General features: G+C 37.6%; 22 protein-coding genes and 1 pseudogene. 20 read left to right on the forward strand and 3 right to left on the reverse strand.

Translation table 11 applies throughout. The features are described from left to right. Positions 1–40 precede the first annotated feature (40 nt). The 4 genes and pseudogenes from A3Q34_RS16380 to A3Q34_RS16395 all read left to right on the forward strand — a co-directional run bounded on the left by A3Q34_RS16380 (position 41) and on the right by A3Q34_RS16395 (position 2,927). On the forward strand, positions 41–703 hold the full coding sequence (locus tag A3Q34_RS16380) for a methylamine utilization protein (protein WP_083278064.1): 663 nt from the start codon (positions 41–43) through the stop codon (positions 701–703). Between the two features lie 282 nt (positions 704–985). Next, positions 986–1,144, forward strand: a pseudogene (locus A3Q34_RS20120) (EAL domain-containing protein); the annotation flags it as partial. Then, positions 1,137–2,378, forward strand: a complete 1,242-nt coding sequence (locus tag A3Q34_RS16390; RefSeq protein WP_070376325.1) for a hypothetical protein — start codon at positions 1,137–1,139, stop codon at positions 2,376–2,378. The pseudogene A3Q34_RS20120 and the gene A3Q34_RS16390, both read left to right, overlap by 8 nt. Positions 2,379–2,459: 81 nt before the next feature. Next, complete coding sequence (locus tag A3Q34_RS16395; protein WP_070376326.1) at positions 2,460–2,927, forward strand: GNAT family N-acetyltransferase; 468 nt, start codon at positions 2,460–2,462, stop codon at positions 2,925–2,927. A 240-nt stretch (positions 2,928–3,167) separates the two neighbouring features. On the opposite strand, the gene A3Q34_RS16400 is transcribed toward A3Q34_RS16395, so the two are convergent. Continuing rightward, positions 3,168–4,226, reverse strand: coding sequence for an IS91 family transposase (locus tag A3Q34_RS16400; RefSeq protein ID WP_070374972.1), 1,059 nt, complete (start codon positions 4,224–4,226; stop codon positions 3,168–3,170). Continuing rightward, complete coding sequence (locus A3Q34_RS16405) at positions 4,223–5,110, reverse strand: site-specific integrase (protein ID WP_070376327.1); 888 nt, start codon at positions 5,108–5,110, stop codon at positions 4,223–4,225. Before A3Q34_RS16405 ends, A3Q34_RS16400 begins: the two co-directional genes overlap by 4 nt. A gap of 206 nt (positions 5,111–5,316) precedes the next feature. Between A3Q34_RS16405 and A3Q34_RS16410 the strand changes: the two genes are divergently transcribed. The 5 genes from A3Q34_RS16410 (at position 5,317) to A3Q34_RS16430 (ending at position 8,280) form a co-directional block, all read left to right on the forward strand. Continuing rightward, positions 5,317–6,006: a hypothetical protein gene (locus tag A3Q34_RS16410; protein ID WP_070376328.1), complete on the forward strand. Its 690-nt coding sequence runs from the start codon at positions 5,317–5,319 to the stop codon at positions 6,004–6,006. A gap of 195 nt (positions 6,007–6,201) precedes the next feature. Next, positions 6,202–6,600 carry a DUF1801 domain-containing protein gene (locus A3Q34_RS16415; RefSeq protein ID WP_070376329.1) on the forward strand — a complete coding sequence of 133 codons (399 nt, stop codon included), beginning with the start codon at positions 6,202–6,204 and terminating at the stop codon, positions 6,598–6,600. Positions 6,601–6,707: 107 nt separating this feature from the next. Continuing rightward, a complete protein-coding gene (locus tag A3Q34_RS16420; protein ID WP_070376330.1) occupies positions 6,708–7,106 on the forward strand; it encodes a hypothetical protein in 399 nt (132 codons plus the stop codon). 104 nt (positions 7,107–7,210) lie between these two features. Then, positions 7,211–7,561, forward strand: a complete 351-nt coding sequence (locus A3Q34_RS16425; RefSeq protein WP_070376331.1) for a hypothetical protein — start codon at positions 7,211–7,213, stop codon at positions 7,559–7,561. A gap of 212 nt (positions 7,562–7,773) precedes the next feature. Beyond that, positions 7,774–8,280, forward strand: a complete 507-nt coding sequence (locus tag A3Q34_RS16430) for an XRE family transcriptional regulator (RefSeq protein ID WP_231907375.1) — start codon at positions 7,774–7,776, stop codon at positions 8,278–8,280. A 414-nt stretch (positions 8,281–8,694) separates the two neighbouring features. Here A3Q34_RS16430 and A3Q34_RS16435 read toward each other — a convergent pair whose 3' ends face one another. Beyond that, positions 8,695–9,849 carry an IS110 family transposase gene (locus tag A3Q34_RS16435; RefSeq protein ID WP_070373630.1) on the reverse strand — a complete coding sequence of 385 codons (1,155 nt, stop codon included), beginning with the start codon at positions 9,847–9,849 and terminating at the stop codon, positions 8,695–8,697. 95 nt (positions 9,850–9,944) lie between these two features. On the opposite strand from A3Q34_RS16435, the gene A3Q34_RS16440 reads away from it, so the two are divergent. The 11 genes from A3Q34_RS16440 to A3Q34_RS16490 all read left to right on the forward strand — a co-directional run bounded on the left by A3Q34_RS16440 (position 9,945) and on the right by A3Q34_RS16490 (position 18,491). Further along, a complete protein-coding gene (locus A3Q34_RS16440; RefSeq protein WP_157471016.1) occupies positions 9,945–10,340 on the forward strand; it encodes a hypothetical protein in 396 nt (131 codons plus the stop codon). Between the two features lie 116 nt (positions 10,341–10,456). Then, a complete protein-coding gene (locus A3Q34_RS16445; protein ID WP_070376334.1) occupies positions 10,457–11,191 on the forward strand; it encodes a hypothetical protein in 735 nt (244 codons plus the stop codon). Positions 11,192–11,298: 107 nt separating this feature from the next. Beyond that, entirely contained in the window at positions 11,299–11,859 is a 561-nt protein-coding gene (locus A3Q34_RS16450; RefSeq protein WP_070376335.1) for a flavodoxin family protein, read from the forward strand. 123 nt (positions 11,860–11,982) lie between these two features. Further along, the gene (locus A3Q34_RS16455) at positions 11,983–12,306 is read left to right on the forward strand and encodes a hypothetical protein (protein WP_070376336.1); all 324 of its coding nucleotides are present in this window, start codon (positions 11,983–11,985) and stop codon (positions 12,304–12,306) included. A gap of 107 nt (positions 12,307–12,413) precedes the next feature. Further along, positions 12,414–12,872 carry a GNAT family N-acetyltransferase gene (locus A3Q34_RS16460; protein ID WP_070376337.1) on the forward strand — a complete coding sequence of 153 codons (459 nt, stop codon included), beginning with the start codon at positions 12,414–12,416 and terminating at the stop codon, positions 12,870–12,872. 466 nt (positions 12,873–13,338) lie between these two features. Beyond that, the gene (locus A3Q34_RS16465; protein WP_070376338.1) at positions 13,339–14,130 is read left to right on the forward strand and encodes a DUF3450 domain-containing protein; all 792 of its coding nucleotides are present in this window, start codon (positions 13,339–13,341) and stop codon (positions 14,128–14,130) included. A gap of 10 nt (positions 14,131–14,140) precedes the next feature. After that, positions 14,141–15,535: a MotA/TolQ/ExbB proton channel family protein gene (locus A3Q34_RS16470; protein ID WP_070376339.1), complete on the forward strand. Its 1,395-nt coding sequence runs from the start codon at positions 14,141–14,143 to the stop codon at positions 15,533–15,535. Positions 15,536–15,538: 3 nt separating this feature from the next. Then, positions 15,539–16,069, forward strand: a complete 531-nt coding sequence (locus tag A3Q34_RS16475; protein ID WP_070376340.1) for a MotA/TolQ/ExbB proton channel family protein — start codon at positions 15,539–15,541, stop codon at positions 16,067–16,069. Positions 16,070–16,096: 27 nt separating this feature from the next. After that, on the forward strand, positions 16,097–16,510 hold the full coding sequence (locus A3Q34_RS16480; RefSeq protein ID WP_070376341.1) for an ExbD/TolR family protein: 414 nt from the start codon (positions 16,097–16,099) through the stop codon (positions 16,508–16,510). Between the two features lie 3 nt (positions 16,511–16,513). Beyond that, on the forward strand, positions 16,514–17,143 hold the full coding sequence (locus tag A3Q34_RS16485) for an energy transducer TonB (protein ID WP_231907376.1): 630 nt from the start codon (positions 16,514–16,516) through the stop codon (positions 17,141–17,143). 10 nt (positions 17,144–17,153) lie between these two features. Then, positions 17,154–18,491, forward strand: a complete 1,338-nt coding sequence (locus A3Q34_RS16490; protein WP_070376342.1) for a tetratricopeptide repeat protein — start codon at positions 17,154–17,156, stop codon at positions 18,489–18,491. Positions 18,492–18,660: the final 169 nt, after the last annotated feature.

Below are 18,660 nucleotides of genomic sequence, written 5' to 3' on the forward strand. Positions count from 1 at the left end.
AATATAGTGATATTTAATAATAAGCGTGGAAAGTGACATTATGGTAAGAATTTTTAATTACAAAATAATTTCTGTTTTTATGATTCTTAGTTCCTTTGCTAGTCAAGCAAGCAATACAAACATTCTAGTTGTTGATGTCGATAAAAAACCACTGTCTAATATAGTCGTTTTCGCTGAGCCAGAAATAAAAACTGCTGTGGCAGAGAGTACTTTGTCGGTTCCTTATACTGCTATTATGGATCAAGTAAATCGACAATTTTCCCCTCATATTCTAGTTGTTAATAAAAATACTAATATTGATTTTCCCAATTCAGACAGAATAAAACATCATGTTTATTCCTTTTCACCAGCGAAAACTTTTGAAATACAACTATACCGTGAGAAGAAGTTAGACCCTCGTTTGTTTGATAAAGTTGGAGAAGTGATCCTAGGCTGTAACATACATGACTGGATGGTTGGTTATGTTTATGTTGTTGATACCCCTTGGTTTGGCAAAACTGATGGTGAGGGTAATATTAATTTAGCACTCCCAGATGGAAAATATACACTGAAAATATGGCATCCTTTACTCCAAAAAGTTGATCAATCTTTTACTCAAAAAATAACGGTTTCTAGTCATACGAATATCACCATTAAAGTAAAAGAGGCGATAAAGCCTAGATATGCAGCTTATGAAGATGACGATGAGTTAGATGACTATTAATTTTTAAATCATTACAAAATCGTATTTTAGTACGATTTATATTTTTATTGATGTTAACGATAACGATTATTTTGTTTGTTACGCTGCAGCAAACCTATCGGCACTCTGAAAACCAAATTAATAAACAATTTACTATCGAACATTTAGTTTTCACTGATAAATTAGTTAATCATAGTAAGGCGCTTTACCGTGGTATTTCGCCTATGATTAAAGACTTTGCTTTAAAAAAATTGGTCAGCCATGCAGACAATGACCTTAGTTCGTTATTAAGCGCACAACTTAGGATTGAGTGTTGTGGCTGAAGGCGTTGAAAATAAAGAAAGTCTTGAGATGTTGAATAAAATTGGTGTTGAAACAGCACAAGGTTACTTTATTAGTAAGGCGATTCATGGTGATGAGTTTTTACCTTGGTTACTCAATTACGAGGAAAATAATGATTAGCACAACAAATAAAATACTACTAGCCACCTTTATTCTATTGAGTTCTTCAGTTAATGCCGCACAAATAACGGTTAAAGGGTTGATTGAAGCAGGATATATTAAAGCCGATTATCGTCAGCCTTGGTTAAATAGCTGGCAGGAAGAAGGCGTGGGTATATTACGGTATAACGACGACGATAAACTAATGCTAACACAAGCGGCGATAGAAATAAGTGGCGACTTAATTTCTAATGTTAATTTTGATCTTGTTGCCAATTACAATCCTGATGGTGAAAAAAACATAGGCTTAACAGAAGCTTACTTTACTTATTCGCCATTAAATCCAGGCTTAAAACATCAAGTTAAATTTGGCATGTTTTATCCTCAAATGTCACTCGAAAATACAGCAACCGGATGGACAAGTCCTTATACTTATAGTTTTTCAGCGATCAATTCTTGGATTGCTGAAGAGCAAAGAACGCTAGGTGTTCAGTGGTCAATCACTCGAAGTGGAAGAAAGCATAATAGCCCTCATAGCTTTACCGCATTAGCCTCTATATTTAAAGCGAATGATGGCTTAGGCAGCTTGCTTGTTTGGCGTGGTTGGGCACAGCATAATAGGCAAACTTTTTATAATGAAGCCGTTGTCTTTTCTGATTACTTTTCCCAGCAAGACATCCCTATTAATACGCCTAATTTTGTTGAGCCTTTTATTGAAACAGATAGTAAATGGGGATATTACGTTGGAGGGCATTGGCGTTATCTAAAACAAACTGACGTGAGAGTTTATTACTACGATAATAGAGGTGATCCAAATGCCATTGAAAAAAATCGTCAATATGCCTGGAAAACCCAATATTATTCCGTTGCCATGCAACATAAATTTACAAGTAACTTTAGGCTGTTAGCTCAGTATTTAGCTGGTGATACCGGTATGGGCAATCAAGAAATAGGTGTGTTTACTGATATTTCTTCATGGTATGTGATGTTTAATTATAAATTAGGATCACATAGATTTTCACTACGTCATGACCAATTCAAAGTAAAAGAAACTGATCAGAACAGACAAGACCCTAATGACAGCGATGGTGATAGCCTTACGTTGGCATGGCGATATCAACTGGATAAAAATTGGAATGTAGGCGCTGAATTTATCGACTCAACCTCGAACAATGAAAATAGAACGTTATGGGAAAGTCGAGCAGCGGAACATAGGCAAAAGCAATATATGGCAATTGTACAATATAAATTTTAATCGAGAATAAACATAAGTTGGCTAGTTCCGTTTCGCTTTAGCCAACTACAATTTGCCCCTTGATTATGGAGATTAAGCTAAGTGTTGATTAGAAATGCCAATGAAGATGACTTATCCATTATTGCTGGGTTGGTTGTTGAAACACAAAAAGCTCACGTGGCCGCATGCCCAATGCGATACTTACCCATATTTTTAAAGGATGCCAAGTTAGAATTACTTGAAAGGCTAAATTCGCCGGGGTTTATCGTCGCAGAAATAGATGGCTGCGTAGTTGGCTACGCGGTGTACAATCTCGTTACTACAGAGCAAACAAAAATTCTACGTGCTCGACAATATTGCTACCTTCAGAGAATTGGAGTTGATATACATCAGCGAGAGGCTGGTATTGGATATGAGTTGATATCATATGTAAAAAATGAATGCTGTAGACTAGATATCGATGATATTGAATTAGATGTTTGGTCATTTAATGATAGAGGTCAAAAGTTTTTTGAAAAAGTTGGTTTTGAATCATACGGTTTTAAAATGAAGGCGTCACATAACAAATAAGAATAGGTGTCGCGCAGCCGACACCTTATTCGGGTGTTGGACAAGCCCGGAGCCTGCTTTATATAGTAAATAGCGTGATTGATTTTCAAGGTGGGTTAGCCTGGTATGTAAATACCAGGCGCACTGAACCAAAGAACAAAAAACGAGTGTTTTTTTTCGTTAATTTGGCTACTTATTCATAGATTTTAATCGTTCCTCTTGTTCTACATCGAAAACCATTATCCTTATTTTCTTATTTTATTAGCCAGCCCTAATGACGCCCGTACATAACATATGATGCTTACAGCACGGACAAACCCGTGTTGCTTTGGGCTTTATTGGCGTAATGCTCGGCGGTAAAACATGAGTGAATTCGGTAAGTAACAGCTGTATCAATAGCCGTAGCTTTCGTGCGCCAGAGGATAACAACCCATAATCTCTCACGCGCTGTAATCCCTTAGGTAATACATGGCGTAAGATAAGTAATAGGAACTTCAATGTGGGCAATGTGTGAGTGTCTGTTTTTTTAGTGGTGCTATCTATATAGCGAAACGTCACATTGTCTTTATCATGATGAATAATATCTTTATCCGCTAACACACCGCGATAAAGGTATCTTGAAAGATACTTTAAAGCAGGCAGACCATAGCCAACCTTTCTACAATCTACGACCCATTTCTTGGGCATGATTTTAATGTTTTTCAGTGACAAATCGTGATGTTGGTTAATTGCCTCAAATATTCGAGCTCGCCATACCTTAGCGAGAGTCTTAGCATTAAACAAATAACCCGACTTGCCTTTCTTCCACTGTTTACGTTTTGCATCATAACCGCCATTGGGCACTATAATATGTATATGAGGATGCAGGTCACGTTTTCGATTATGTGTATGAAGGACGGAAGTAAAGCCAATTTTTCCTAAGTTATTGTACTGTGCAAAGTCTTTTAAAATCGAGGCACTGACACTAAACATGATTTGATAGAGGGCCTTAGGTCGTCTTCGAGCTAATGCTCTCAATTCATAGGGCAACGTAAACGTTGTCATGAAATACTCAACAGGTAAACGTTTTTGCTTTTGTCTTTCAAGCCACGTTGACGTTGTACTTTGCTGACATTGTGGGCAATGTCTATTACCACAAGAAAGCGCTTGGCTATCATGATGCTCACAAGATGAACAAGCCCATAAGGATTTTCCTTGCTGGGCAGTTTTACATGAAAGCATGGCAAAAATCGCGTGACGCATATCAGGTGTTAATTTAACGCTATACTGAGTTTCAAGGGCTTGATGATGTTGACGAAGTAAATCGATAAAGGTACTCATTTTACAGACCATGTAATGTTGAGCTTATCTGTTAATTTATTTACGGCGCGTGACATATCACGTTGTTTAACTTTGGTGAGTTGAGTGTAGCGTGCGGTGGTGTTGAGACTGGCGTGTCCAAGCAATTGCTGCAAAGAACGCAAATCAAGCCCTTGTTCAAGTAGGTGAGTCGCAAAACAATGACGAAGTGAATGTGGGCTAATGAGCTTTTGAATACGACAATCACGCAGTACTTTTTTTAAGGATTTTTGAACACCGCCTTTATCCATGTGTGTTTTCGCATTTACATGAAGGCCTGGGAAAATCAAGAGCGCGTGGCGATGTGTTGTCCAATAATTCCTCAAGGCTAATAGGGTGTGCTCAGGCATAGGCACCATACGGTCTTTCCCTCCTTTGCCCTCACGAACATGCACTAGCATTGTCGATTTATCAATATCATGTATGGTTAAGTTAAGTCCTTCACTTAAGCGTAACCCCATAGAATAAAGTGACATAAAAAACACTTGATAGCGAAGTTGCTTGGTTTGATTAATCACATCACTGACTTGCTTGACCGTTAAAATATCAGGGATGCGCTTTACTTGCGGCGGTTTGACGATAGAAAGCCACTCCCATTGTTTATTGAGCGTATAGCGGTAAAAAAATTGCAAACCGTTACGGTCAAGTTTAATAGTGCTCCAAGAATGGGTTTGAATGAGGCTGTTGAAATATTGCTTTAAGTCAGCCATGGTTAACGTATCAGGTGTTTTATCAAAAAAGGCGGTAATACGACGCACTGCACGGGCATAAGCATCAATGGTTGAAGGACGTTTACCTTGTAGTCTTAAGTTGATAAGATGTTGTTCATAAAGAAAATTATAGTGTTGATCTTGTAATTGATTCATGGGGTTATACTCCAATAACGCATCATCGAAGTGACAATGCTATTATTGAGTATGGAAGGTAGTTACAAAGCTACTCTGCCGCAGAGCGGCTTCGTTCAACAAGGATTTAAAGCGTGACTGCTAACAGTTTTCTCGGTTTCGCTTCTCATTATAGCCAATAATTAAAAGCCTCTTAATAGGGCGTTAAACGTATAGGGAAATTGTGTGTGAATTCTTCGAGTAAAATATTAAGCCTACTATTTTGTTGCTCGGTATCTCTAAATATTTATCAATACCGACAGGAAGGTACTTTAAGTTTCGCACCTGAAGTAAAACTGAATGATGAGGCTATAAATACAAAATTTGCTGATAACTTGTCATCTAGCAAGAAGATACAAGAGAAGGGGCTTGCCAGAAACATATCATCAAGTAATTCTTCCAGTTCAATCAACAATGATATTAAGACTAATATCGAAAAGATAGAGACTGATGATAATCAAGTTAGTGAAGTAACTCATAGTACATATAGTAAATATCAAGAAAACGTTTTTGAATATGAGCTTTCGTTGTATTTAGATGATGATATTGTTAATTTAGTAAAGAATGGGAAAAATGAAAAAGAAATAACCGACATCATAGATATGCTTAGCAGTAACGATGTAAGGGAACAGGATATTGAGTTCGAGTCTAAAATCAATCTACTCTTTGAAAATTATATAGATAGTGTTCAGAGTGGCAGTCAATATTTCAGGTGTAATTCATCTGGTTGTTATATCTCTTATGTTCTGACGAATGACAGTGAAGCAAATCATATTTTCTTGGATTTTCCAAGCATAGATGGAAGCACTTCAAGCGGTTATACACTTAGCAATCCTGATGGAACTCTTCGATATGTAGATTTTATTTTAATTCAATAGTTGCTCAATTGATACTTGATGGATCTATTAAAGATCCCAGTATAGCTTTGAAATATGGTGGTAAATACGTATAAAAAGCCATTCAAGCAGATCTTTTAACCGTTGGTTAGGTTAAGCTTGGCTTCACTTCACAATATAACCAACAATTAAAGCCTCTTAATGGGTGAGACATTTCGATAATTATGGAGCAGTGAAATGGAAGAAATTACCAATTTTATATCGCGCATTGAAAATGAGACCAGAAAATCGGATTCATTTGCCTTGTTACCTTTTTTGGAAAGAGTCTCTGGATATAAGCCTTATTTAAGTGGCAGCATAATTGGCTTCGGTAAATATCACTATAAATACGATAGCGGTCGTGAAGGAGATTCCGCAGTAATCTCGTTCTCTCCTAGAAAACAAAACTTAGTGGTTTACATAATGCCTGGTTTTGACAAAATTGAAGGCTTATTACAGGAACTAGGTAAACATAAACTTGGCAAATCTTGTTTGTACATTAATAAACTATCCGATATCAAACTGGATGTTCTTGAAAAAATAGCCAAGTTATCCGTACAGTATATGCAACAAAAATATAGGTGTAAAAATGCCTGACAAGAAATTAAACAAGGACAAAATACAGTTGGTTTTTGCTCCTTCGACGTTATTTTAACCAACAATAAATCTCCTCTTAATGAGGCGTTGTCAGTCATGGAAAGTGTATGCGTATAGTTTTTGTTTTTATCCTTCTACTTTTTTCAGTTACAGTGAACGCTGAAAATATTAAACCTTTCACATCAGATGGTTGCAGTTCTTTCCCTGACGGTACATTTGATCATAAAGAGCTATGGTTATCTTGCTGTACTGCTCACGATTATGCTTATTGGCAAGGTGGAACTTATGAAGAGAGGCTGGTTGCAGATAAAGAACTTCATCAGTGTGTTTCAAAAACTGGGGAGCCTCAAATTGCTAAGCTAATGTTAGCGGGTGTGCGAGTGGGAGGAAGCCCATATTTTCCTACGTCATTTAGATGGGGTTATGGTTGGTCCTATCCTCGCTGGTATAATGTATTAACTGAGGCCGAAAGAAAGCAGATAAAGTCGATTAAAAATGACACATAGCAAGGTATTCAAACGGACAAAAAAGTTGGCTGTCGTTTGTGTATAACTATTTTAGCCAACAATTAAAAGCTTCTTAGTGGAGCGTTAGCTATTTAGGAGTATTTATGAATTGGTTGCAGCTTTCAAATGACGAAATATTAGAAATAGTTAATCCTATAATGGATAACCTTATGGATGCTTCGACTCAAATTGACCATGAAAAGCATGTGCGAGATTTTAGTGACAATATGAAAAGTATCGTCACTAAAGATGAGCTTGAAAAACAGTGCAAAGCATATCAAGAAACTCTTGGTTTTTTTACAAAACGAGAGTTGGTTGGTGTCATTAGAAAAAAAAGTGACGTAAGGGTTTTTTGGAAGCAATGGTATTCAAAATCAGATGATGAGTTCCTAGCTTTCGTTCACATAGTTCAGCGCAATGGAACGTTGGAAGTTGTAAACGCTTCTGTATCATAGTAAAAATAGTATATAAGGCATTCACACGGAGAAAATCCAGTTGGCTTTTGCTCCATCGTCGTTATTTTAGCCCGCTATAAATTTCCTCTTGATGAGGCGTTGGTGCCAAGCGTAAATTTATGTCTGTCGGCTATTTGTCGTCTGTTTGTCATTACCGACAGGATGCCCTTGGTGTATAGTGCATCAGCATTCAACAATAAATGGAGTTACCTGTGAAATCATTAAGACTCGAAAAATGCTGGTCTCAAGAACAATTGGCGCAACTAAGCGATTTAAATGTTCGCACAATTCAAAGAGTAGAAAAAGGAGAGAGCATTGGAATTGAAACTTTGAAGTCTTTGGCTGCGGTTTTTGAAATCTCAACTGATGAGCTTATATGTGCTATAGATCATGAAAAAAACCTCCAAACAGAAGGGGATGCCAATATGATTAAAGATCATTCTCAGCAAAATAAAGCAAAAGAGAAGGTTAAATCTATAAAATATTTTTATACATTCTCTGCACTTTTAATTGCAATCTTTCTCCTCTTTATGTTGCCTAACTACAATGATGGAGAAAATTTAGGTCCATTGATTGTTGTATTCTTATCTTTTGGTGCGCTTATTGCTGGCCTTGCTTTCCAGGTATTTCAACCCTTTGGTGAAGAATGGGAAAAAGAAAAAATATCCCAGATTTTAAATAAAAAGAGCAAGGGAAGTAGCTCTAGTTCTGAACACTAAATAGGCAAGACGCATATAAGCCATTCAAGCAAGGTAAAAAAAGTTGGCTATTTGCTCTTTCGTCGCTTATTTTAGTCAACAATTATTTGCCGCTTAACGTGGCGTTGGTATGACTCCCCACGTCAAGTTAAATACACTGATCCTTGTTCATTAATTTCAGAACCATTGTATTCACTTTTAGTATTAAGTGAGTTAACGCATAGAATGAAGCAAGTAATTTCGTCGGTTATCATGCTGATATTCGTGGATTACTAACTTGTTTGCTAGCAGCGCCTACCTTACTCATTTCGTCGTGGCACCTGTCTTCAGTCTATGTTCGCGGTTCAATAGCCGTTAGGCTATTGCCGTCCTAACGCCGTCGGTGATTGTGCCACACCCGATGCTTGATCCCATGCGCTAACTCAAAACTTTTATTCATGCAGGTACTCTCGATATTCTTAGCTTCACATCAATTTTTGGTAGCACTACCTCTCGAGAAATAGCCCAAATATAAGCGATCATTTCTCTGGCGATGGCCGTAACGACCACATTACGATGTTTGCCTTTATGCATGAGTCGTTGATAGCGGCGGCACAACCTCAGTTGAGCTTGCCAAGCCATATCAATAATTTCTTTGCTTAACCCTTCTTGTCTTAATTGCATTTCTTTTGAAATATTGGCGTTGTGTTTATACGAATGTGCACCTTCGACCAGTAGTCGTCTTGCACGGCTGTTACCGCATTTGGTAATAGCACCTAAATGGCGTTTATCGCCACTTGAATGTTCGCTTGGTACAAGACCAAGGTAACTCATTAATTTTCTGGGATGGTCGAACCGTGATAAGTCACCTAGTTCGGCAATCACTCCTGTGGCGACTAATAACCTCACACCACGGAGCGCCTGTATCGCTTTAACTACAGGATAAAACCGCCAGTTTTTCACTTGATGTGTTAATTCATTATCCAGCCTTTTTAAGCGTTTTAGTCGTTCATTAATGGTTAAAACCGCTTCTTGCAAAACAATTTGCTGACAAGGATGAGGTAATACTAATTCAGCGAGCCAACGCAAATGTTGTAATGACCAGTTATCTTTTATTTTGCTGTTAATGTTGTTACGTAATAACAATGCTTTAAGTTGATATTTAGCATCCTTTAAGTCTTTCATGCCTGTTTCTCGTGCCCGAGATAAGTCCCGTACGGCTTCATCTTCGGGCTCAGGGACATAGATAGATGTTAAGTCTTCAGACTTGAGCAGCTTTGCAAGTTTGAGCGCATCACGTTTATCGGTTTTGATTTTATCTCCTGGTTTTTTAGGGATAAGAGAAGGTGCGATGACATAGCAACAATGATTAAGGCTGGTGAGAAAGCGGTAAATCCAATAGCCACAAGGACCTGCTTCGTAAACAAAATGAAGTGTGGCATCTGGATATTTTGATTGTAATTGTCGTGCAAGTTTTTTAAAGGCGGCTTTATTACTGAGTATTTTACCTAGATGAGTTGATTTAGCGCCACGTTGGTCTTCAATATAAGCGACTTCAGTAAATGTTTTATGGGTATCTAAGCCAATGAAAAGTATGTTATGTTTTATCATGCTAGCCTCTGCTTGATAATGTTGACACATATATTATGGCTCTGGTTTGTAAAACTAACCCACATTTAGAGGCTAGCACCTTGTGGGGAGTCATTGTGTCTATAAATCTAAATAAAGTAATGGAGTACGCTATGAAGTTTATCTACCTAATACTACCAATACTGGTATCTCTTTCCGGTTGCAACCAATCGGACTCTGACAATAATATTGAAGTATATATAAGTACAGGGGAGTTACAGTGTCAGGATAATGGTTTATCAATATCATTAACTAAGAGTTATCTGCAAGAAGCTGGTATTGAAGTTAAAGCTGAAAGCTGTGGTAACTTAACACTAGTTGATTACCCCTCAGTCTGTGGAGGGGGAACAGGAAAGTTGCATGTATTTACTATTCAGGAAAGTGATTCGCAATTAGCTGAAAACAGAGGTTTTACTATACCTGATAGTACAATTAGTGGTGGCGATTATGCTAAAGTCGAGTGTAGTGATTAACTGTTTATAAGTCATTAAAGCAAGGCAAATAACAGTTGGCTGTTTGCTCCTTTGTCACTTATTTTAGCCAACCATTATTTACCTCTTAATGAGGCGTTCAAGGTAAAGGAATTATCGTGTCAATCAACTATTCAAATTACACATTGGATGAATTATTTGATGTTAACGAAAATATCGATAAGGATAAATTCCCTGAGCGATATAAGCAGTTATGTGAAGAAATTCAACGAAGAAAAGAAAGTGGAGAGTTTGAAAAAAAAGCCAAAGAAATTGAAGAGCAGGAAGACAAGGACGATGATGAAAATGAATTTATCATTGAATTCTCTGCTGAGGGAAATGGAAAAAAGCGTAAGCTGTTTTTTTTGGGTTTTATCTTAATCAATTTAGCTGTACTCGCCTTTGTAATACCTAAATATATAGTTACTGATTTAACGGACATACATGAATACTCAACAAAAATTGACTTTGTCGAATGTCATAAAGAAGAAGTAATAGATGATGAAACTGATAAAGTATATTCATACTTCGATCTTAATATTGGCTCATACCAAGATACTTTTTCAGCAGTGGGTATTGGCGAGGGTAAGTGTAAAAACTTAGCTCGAAGTTTAAAGGTTGGATCTAATGTTTCTATTTGGCATGAAAGTGGATTAATCCATCAAATAAAATCAAAAAATAACATTCTACTTTCATATGTATATATGGAACCCAAAGTACGAGAGTTAAAAACAGAGGGTGCAAAATTATATTGGTTTAGTTTGTTGGCGTTGTGGGTAGTGTTATTTAAATCAGTCGCTAATGCTGTTGTTCCGGAGACGTTTACCTCTAAGCTATTAAAGCAGGACAAATAACAGTTGGCTTTTGCTCCTTTGTCGCTTATTTTAATCAAGGGTGTTTTGCCTCTTAACAAGGTGTTAGTTTTCTATTATACATAATAGAATAAAGGAGTTTTAAATCGATGTCCCGCATAGCGATAGTCTATTTTTCTAAGAGTGATGTCACAGGACAACTTGCTAAAGCAATTGCTTTAGGTGCTAAAAAAGAACATGGAATAACTGTGCTTGAACATAAAATTGAAGGGCGTGAAATCTTTGAAGGAAGATTTGAAAACGAAGAGTTATTTGACGATCTAAAATTATGCGATGCGATCATCTTTGGAAGCCCAACATATATGGGAAGTGTATCAGCTCAATTCAAGGCTTTTGCGGATGCTTCAAGTGAACATTGGCAGAGCCAAGAGTGGGCCGATAAAGTATCTGCTGGATTCACCTCTGGAACAGGCCTTAATGGTGACCAATCAAGTACTTTGCAATACATGGCTATTTTAGCAAGTCAGCATGGTATGTTGTGGGTGAATATTGATGCTTCATATGGAACAGATAGTTCTACTTTAAATCGATTAGGTTGCCAATTAGGAGTCGTTTCCCAAACGACTAATAGTGTCGCACATGAAGTTGATCTTGCAACGGCAAAGCACTTAGGTCGTAGGGTTGCAAAACTTACTCTTCGTTTAAAATAGAAATATAATAAGAAATTAAACAAGGACAAAAAACAGTTGGTTTTTGTCCTTCGTCACTTATTTTAACCAACTATTTATTGCCTGTAAATTAGGTGTTATGTGCCTTTTAGCATAGGAGTGTTAATGAAATTATTGATCAAGCTTTGTGTTGTTTTAATCGTTTTACTAAATACAACATCTTGCGTTACAACATCAACCTATGGAGCAACCTTCGAGCCTATAGCTAAGACTAACGATATTTATACTTTAAAGATTTACTACGGAGGCCCACCTCCCCAATGGGCTACAGATGTAAAATTTCAAGAAGGAACTGATTCAGCTTTATATGAAAAAGCTATGGCGTTTATTGCAAAAACTCCAGAATATAATAGCTATAAAGTTGTTGATATTGAACATAGTAATATCCCAAGTTACTACAAATATAGTGTTCATTTTCTTCGTAATTAGCAAATAACAAGGTATTCCAAAGGACTAAAAAAGCTGGCCATTGCTCGTGCCTCGCTTATTTTAGCTTCTGAATGGGCGTTAGGTATACAGGTAAACAAAGGTGCAATATGGATATTAAGCTTGGCGAATTAAGACATGAAGCTGTAATTTTTTTGTTACAAGAACATCATGAAGATATGCTAGCTCACTCACCTCCAGAAAGTGTTCACGCGCTAGATTTACGTGCACTTGAACACCCCGATGTAACGTTCTGGAGTTTATGGGTTAATCAAGATTTAGCTGGTATTGGCGCTATAAAAGAACTTGATAAAGATCATTGCGAGATAAAGTCTATGCGCACATCGACCAAGTTTTTACGTAAAGGTATTGCTCGTAAGATATTAGAGCATATCGTTGAACAAGCGACTCTTCGTTCGTATAAAAGATTAAGTTTGGAAACGGGTACTATGGATGCGTTTATTCCAGCACAAAAACTTTATCAACAATTTGGTTTTCAACCATGTGCCCCTTTTGGTAACTATCAAGAAGATCCATATAGTATGTTTATGTCAAAGGCTATTGAGTAAATGTGTGACACATAATATCAACTGTGAAGTGCGACAAAATAGCGATATAAAGTCTAATCCGAATCAACTTTAACCTACAAGAGTTAATGTCCGCAGTTGAGGTAATAATAAACGTACGCTTGCCTGCTTAACCGTCTGCTGCTTAAGTAAAGTTGTCGTTTAAATGACAATTACCTACGCCAGCTATTATCTTGAAGCAGTCATTAACTCAAGCATCTTGTGCAACCATAAAATTCTGATTTATTGACACGATTTTCATTTTAATGACTCCTCCACAATCCCCCAGATAAATTATTAATATCAACCTTAATTTCCAGCGTAAGAAAAATGTCACAACCTTGTCATTTAATAAATCGGCAATATTCCTGAAACTTAATTGTCATATTTAGCCATTAATATTATCGACATTAATTTTAGGGGTAATCAAATAAGATCTGATTAGCTCAAACAAAGGCAAAAGGTTTTTATGACTCTTTCGAAAATTGCACAAGCTTGTTTATTACTGAGCTTAAGCACAACTAGCTTAATTAGCGATGCAACACCCACACTAGCCGATAATGATAAACAGCTCAGCCAAGTCGTTGATGCTGGTCAAGAAATCAACCAATCGGCCAGTCAGTCTCAACAGCGTGTTAATGACATTAACGAGCAAATACAAACGAAGTCACAACAGTTTAAAACCATTAACAAGGAAATTGATGGCTTAACTGTTTATAACCAGCAAATGAAAACCCAAGTGGCGAACCAATTGAAAGAGCTTGACCAAATCGCAGTGTCAATGGAACAAGTGAGCATTATAGAACGACAAGTTTCACCATTAATGGCGCGTATGATTGAAACCTTAGCAAACTTTATTACCTTGGATGTGCAATTTTTAACAACTGAGCGTAATAAACGTATTGCTGATTTACACAGTATGATGGAACGCGCTGATGTTGCTATTTCTGAAAAGTTTCGCCGAGTACTCGCCGCTTATCAAATTGAAGTTGATTATGGGCGAACAATAGAGGCGTATTCGGGCTTAATTGATATTGATGGTAGTGAGCAAAATGTTGATTTCCTCAGAATTGGCCGCGTAAGTCTAGTGTATCAAACACGTGACGGTCAAAAGTTAGGTTTGTGGGATAACGCTTCTAGATCATGGCAGCCTCTTTCAGCGCAATATCGTTTAGATATTAATAAAGGATTACGCATTGCTCGTAAACAACTTGCCCCCGATTTAATTATTGTCCCCGTAACGCAAAACTCGGCCGAATAAGGAATAACCCATGAAAAAATTACTTCTATTAATATCGGCAATAACTTTGTCAGCTGTTTCAGTATTCAGTGGCAATGCCATCGCGCAACAAGCAACGAGTTTAGATGACTTACTGTCACAATTAGCGCAAGGAAAAATTGCACAAAGTAAGCAAAATCAGGATAGAGAAGCAGAATTCAATGCGAAAAAAAGCCAACAAATCCAATTATTAAACCAAGCAAGACAGCAGCGAGATCAAGCGATTAACTTAAGTACACAACTTGAAAAAAACTTTCAAGATAACGATGTAACCTTAGGTAATAATACCGATGCGCTTAATAAGCGTATGGGTGAATTAAAAGAATTGTTTGGTGTATTACAACAAGTCGCTGGCGATACGCGCAGTAAATTTCAAACTTCTGTTATTTCAGCACAAATTCCTGGTCGAGGTCAGTTTCTTGATGAGTTTGCACAAAGTATGGGCTCCTCATCAAAATTAGCCTCCATTGAAGAAATTGAACGTTTGTGGTTTGAACTACAACGTGAAATGACACAAAGTGGAAAAGTACATAAATTTAGCCGAGAAATTGTGTTAGCAAACGGTGAGAAAAGCCAAGCAGATGTGGTGCGTGTTGGTGGTTTTAATCTGGTTTCACAAGGAAAGTACCTTGAATATATTGATGAAACAGCTTCTGTTGCCCAATTAATGAGACAACCCTCAAGTCGTTATTTAACAAGTGCTAATGCACTCACTTCAAGCACTAATCAAGTCGTTCCTTTTGCTTTAGACCCAACAGGTGGTTCAATCTTAGGATTATTAGTACAAGCACCTGACTTACAAGAACGCGTTGAACAAGGTGGTGCGGTTGGTTATGTTATTTTAGCGATTGGTCTCATTGGTTTACTGATTGCGATTGAACGTTTTATCACACTCTTTTTCATTGGCAGTAAAGTCAATCGTCAATTAAAGAGCGAGCAAGCATCAAATGACAATCCACTGGGTCGGGTTATGTTAGTCCAAGATAAAAACCCCCTTGATAACGTTGAAACCTTAGAGTTAAAGCTCTCTGAAAGTATTTTAAAAGAAGTCCCTGTATTAACAACTCGGCTCACTTTCATCAAAATCATTTCAGTAGTTGCGCCTTTAATTGGTTTGTTAGGCACAGTTACAGGGATGATCAATACCTTTCAAGCGATTACCTTATTTGGCACAGGTGACCCTAAATTAATGGCAGGTGGTATTTCTCAAGCGTTAGTAACAACGGTACTGGGCTTAGTTGTTGCTATTCCCATGGTCTTTATTTCTACACTGCTCAACACCCGAAGTCGCGGTATTATTAATATTTTACAACAACAAAGTGCAGGGATTTTAGCCGAACGCTCAGAAAACTCTGAAAAACCGCTGACATCAAAGCAAGGAGCATAAACCATGATCCTCTTCATCGAAATGATGAATCGTATCCAAGAATTTTTGGATACGGGGGGGCTAGTGTTAAGCGTTATCGCCGCGGTTATTTGTTTAATGTGGTTACTTATTTTTGAACGATTATTTTTTTACTTGCACAGTTATAAAACGGTGAAAGAAAACATCATTAAAAGTTGGTTTAAACGCCCAGAACGACATTCATGGAATGCCCAGCACATAAGAATTGCTCATATTTCAAGAGCCACCGAAATGCTTAAAACTAACGTTACCTTAATTCAATGTTTAGTTGTCTTGTGTCCACTGCTTGGTTTGATGGGCACGGTAACCGGTATGATTGAAGTGTTTGATGTTATGGCAATCTCGGGCAGCGGTAATGCACGGTCAATGGCTTCAGGCGTTTCGCGCGCGACTATTCCAACAATGGCAGGCATGGTGGGCTCATTGTCTGGTGTATTTATGGTGACATGGTTACAGCGTAAAACGAAACGTAGAACCGAGCAAATGGAAGACAGCCTTCCGATGGCTCACCAATAATTAGCAGTTTAATTAAGGAGTAACGTTATGCGTTCTCAATTATCAAATATTTTACAAGAACAAGAAGAAGCCGAAGAAATTAACATGACGCCTATGTTGGACGTGGTCTTCATTTTATTGATATTTTTTATTGTTACTGCCTCGTTTGTTAAAGAAGCGGGTATTGAAGTGAATCGACCAGAAGCGGCTACTGCCGTTAAAAAGGAACGTGCCAATATCTTAGTAGCAATTAGTGATAAAGGCGATATTTGGATCAATAAGCGTCGTATTGATATTCGAGCCGTACAAGCCAATATTGAACGCTTAAAGGCAGAAAACCCTCAGGGTACTGTTGTTATTCAAGCCGATAAAGCATCGACAACTGATACGTTAATTAAAGTGATGGACGCTGCTCGTTCAGCGGGTGTTTTTGATGTTTCAATTGCAGCTCAAGAGGGATAAATCATGGCAACCGTGATGAACACTCCTGCCCGTTACAGCATAGGTTTATTACTTGCTGTGGTGATGACTTTCTTTCTTTTATGGGGGATGCAAGCGCTTATTTCTGGTGGTAATAATGCCTTGACTGAAGCGCCTCGCGGTAATGTGCTCGACTTTATTAGATTGAAAAAAGAGCAGCAACTGACAAAAAAAGAACGAAAACCACAAAAACCACCAGCGCCTAAAGCACCACCACCGCAAATGCAGCAACCACAAATGCAACAAGCTAACCCCAATGCATTAAGTACTGCTAGCGGGTTTGGTGCTGATATTCAAACTGATTTAAGTTTAGCCGGGGGCTTAAGTTTAAGTGGCGGTGATGGCGACTATTTGCCAATAGTGAAAGTCTCACCTATTTACCCACGTCGTGCTCAATCTCGGGGCATTGAAGGGTATGTTATTGTTGAATTTATTGTCACTAAAAATGGTTCAGTGCGAGACGCTATAGTTGTTGAAGCTAAACCTGAAGGTATTTTTGATCAAGCGGCAATGGCGGCAGCATTAAAATTTAAGTACAAACCACGGGTAGTTGATGGTGTCGCTATGGAAGTTGCTGGCGTGCAGAATAAAATTTCTTTCCAAATAGAAGGCTAAGGAGTCGGTGATGACTAAAATGACAACATTAAAAAGAAAAGCACTATCGTGCCTTTCAATCGCGTTACTCTTTAGCGCTCCGGTAATATTTAACCAAAATATGGGTGGCAATATTGCAAATGCGCAATCATCAGCACAGTTGGGTAAAGAAACAACCTCAGTGAAAGTACCCGCGATGCGTAACCGTGTTTATACGCAATTAGCAAGAGCACAAAAACTTGCTGATGAAGGTAACGGTTTAGAGGGCTTTGATGTACTTGATGAAGTGCAAGACCGCATTGATAGCTTAAACAGTTACGAACGTGCGATGTTATGGAATTTTTATGGCTTTATGTATTACGGTAATGACGATGTCGCTTCAGCTATCGATAGCTTTGAAAAAGTTATCGATGAAAAGGCGATCCCTGAAACATTAAGGCTGTCGACACTCTATTCTTTAGCGCAATTATCAATGCAAATGCAAAACTTTCCACAATCTTTAAAGTTTTTAGTTTTGTGGCAAGCAACTAACGACAAAGCTATTACCGATACTCAACAAGTCTTATTTGCGCAAGTTTATTATCAAAATAAACAATATCAGCAGTCTCTGCACTATGTTTCACAGGCTATTGAACAAAGTATTGCGGCCAATGAAATCCCCAAAGAAAATTGGTTGATTTTGCAACGTGCAAATTACTTTGAATTAAAGCAGCCAATTGAAGTAACCGCTGTGATAGAAAACCTGGTTCGTTATTACAATAAACCTAAATATTGGTTACAGCTTTCAGCGATGTATGGTGAAATTGGCCAAGAAGATAAGCAACTTGCGGTAATGGAAAGCGCTTGGCAAGCGGGCTATGTGACTCAGTCAACTGACATTGTCACCTTAGTACAGCTTTATCGTTTTCATAACGTGCCAATTAAAGCGGCAAACTTACTCGCTGAAGCAATAGACAGTGGTAAAGTTATCGCCCAAGAAAAATATTTAGAGATGCTGGCTAATGCATACATAGCGGCAAAAGATGATGAAAAATCAATTCCGGTATTAATTAAAGCCGCAGAAATCTCTGAAACAGGTAAGTTTGATGCTGCTTTAGCACAAGCTTATTTAAACTTAGAGAAATGGCAACTTGCTATTAATTCAGCTAATGAAGCACTAAGTCGTGGTGACTTAGCTTCAGAAGTTAGTCTGGGTAATATGTATTTAGCCAAAGGTATGGCGGAATTTAATCTGCAAAAACTTGGCGAATCTTTATCTGCCTTTGAACAAGCAAAAAAAATTAAAAGTTCGGCTAAAGCAGCTAAACAATGGTTTCAGTATGTTGAAAAAGAGCAAGTTGCTAAGCAAAATTTGGCGATGTTAAATTAATTATTTTGTAGTTTTACCTTATTCTCCTCGGTGAACTTCCCCTTGACTGATCAAAAGTTAGTTCTGGGGAACTAGCTATATTTATTATGAAAATAGCCGTTATTATTTTTAGGTGTATGAAATTCATTCAATTGATGGTAAAACATTAATTATAAAACCCATAAGAAAA

Source organism: Colwellia sp. PAMC 20917 (genome assembly GCF_001767295.1).
Taxonomy (GTDB): Bacteria; Pseudomonadota; Gammaproteobacteria; order Enterobacterales; family Alteromonadaceae; genus Colwellia_A.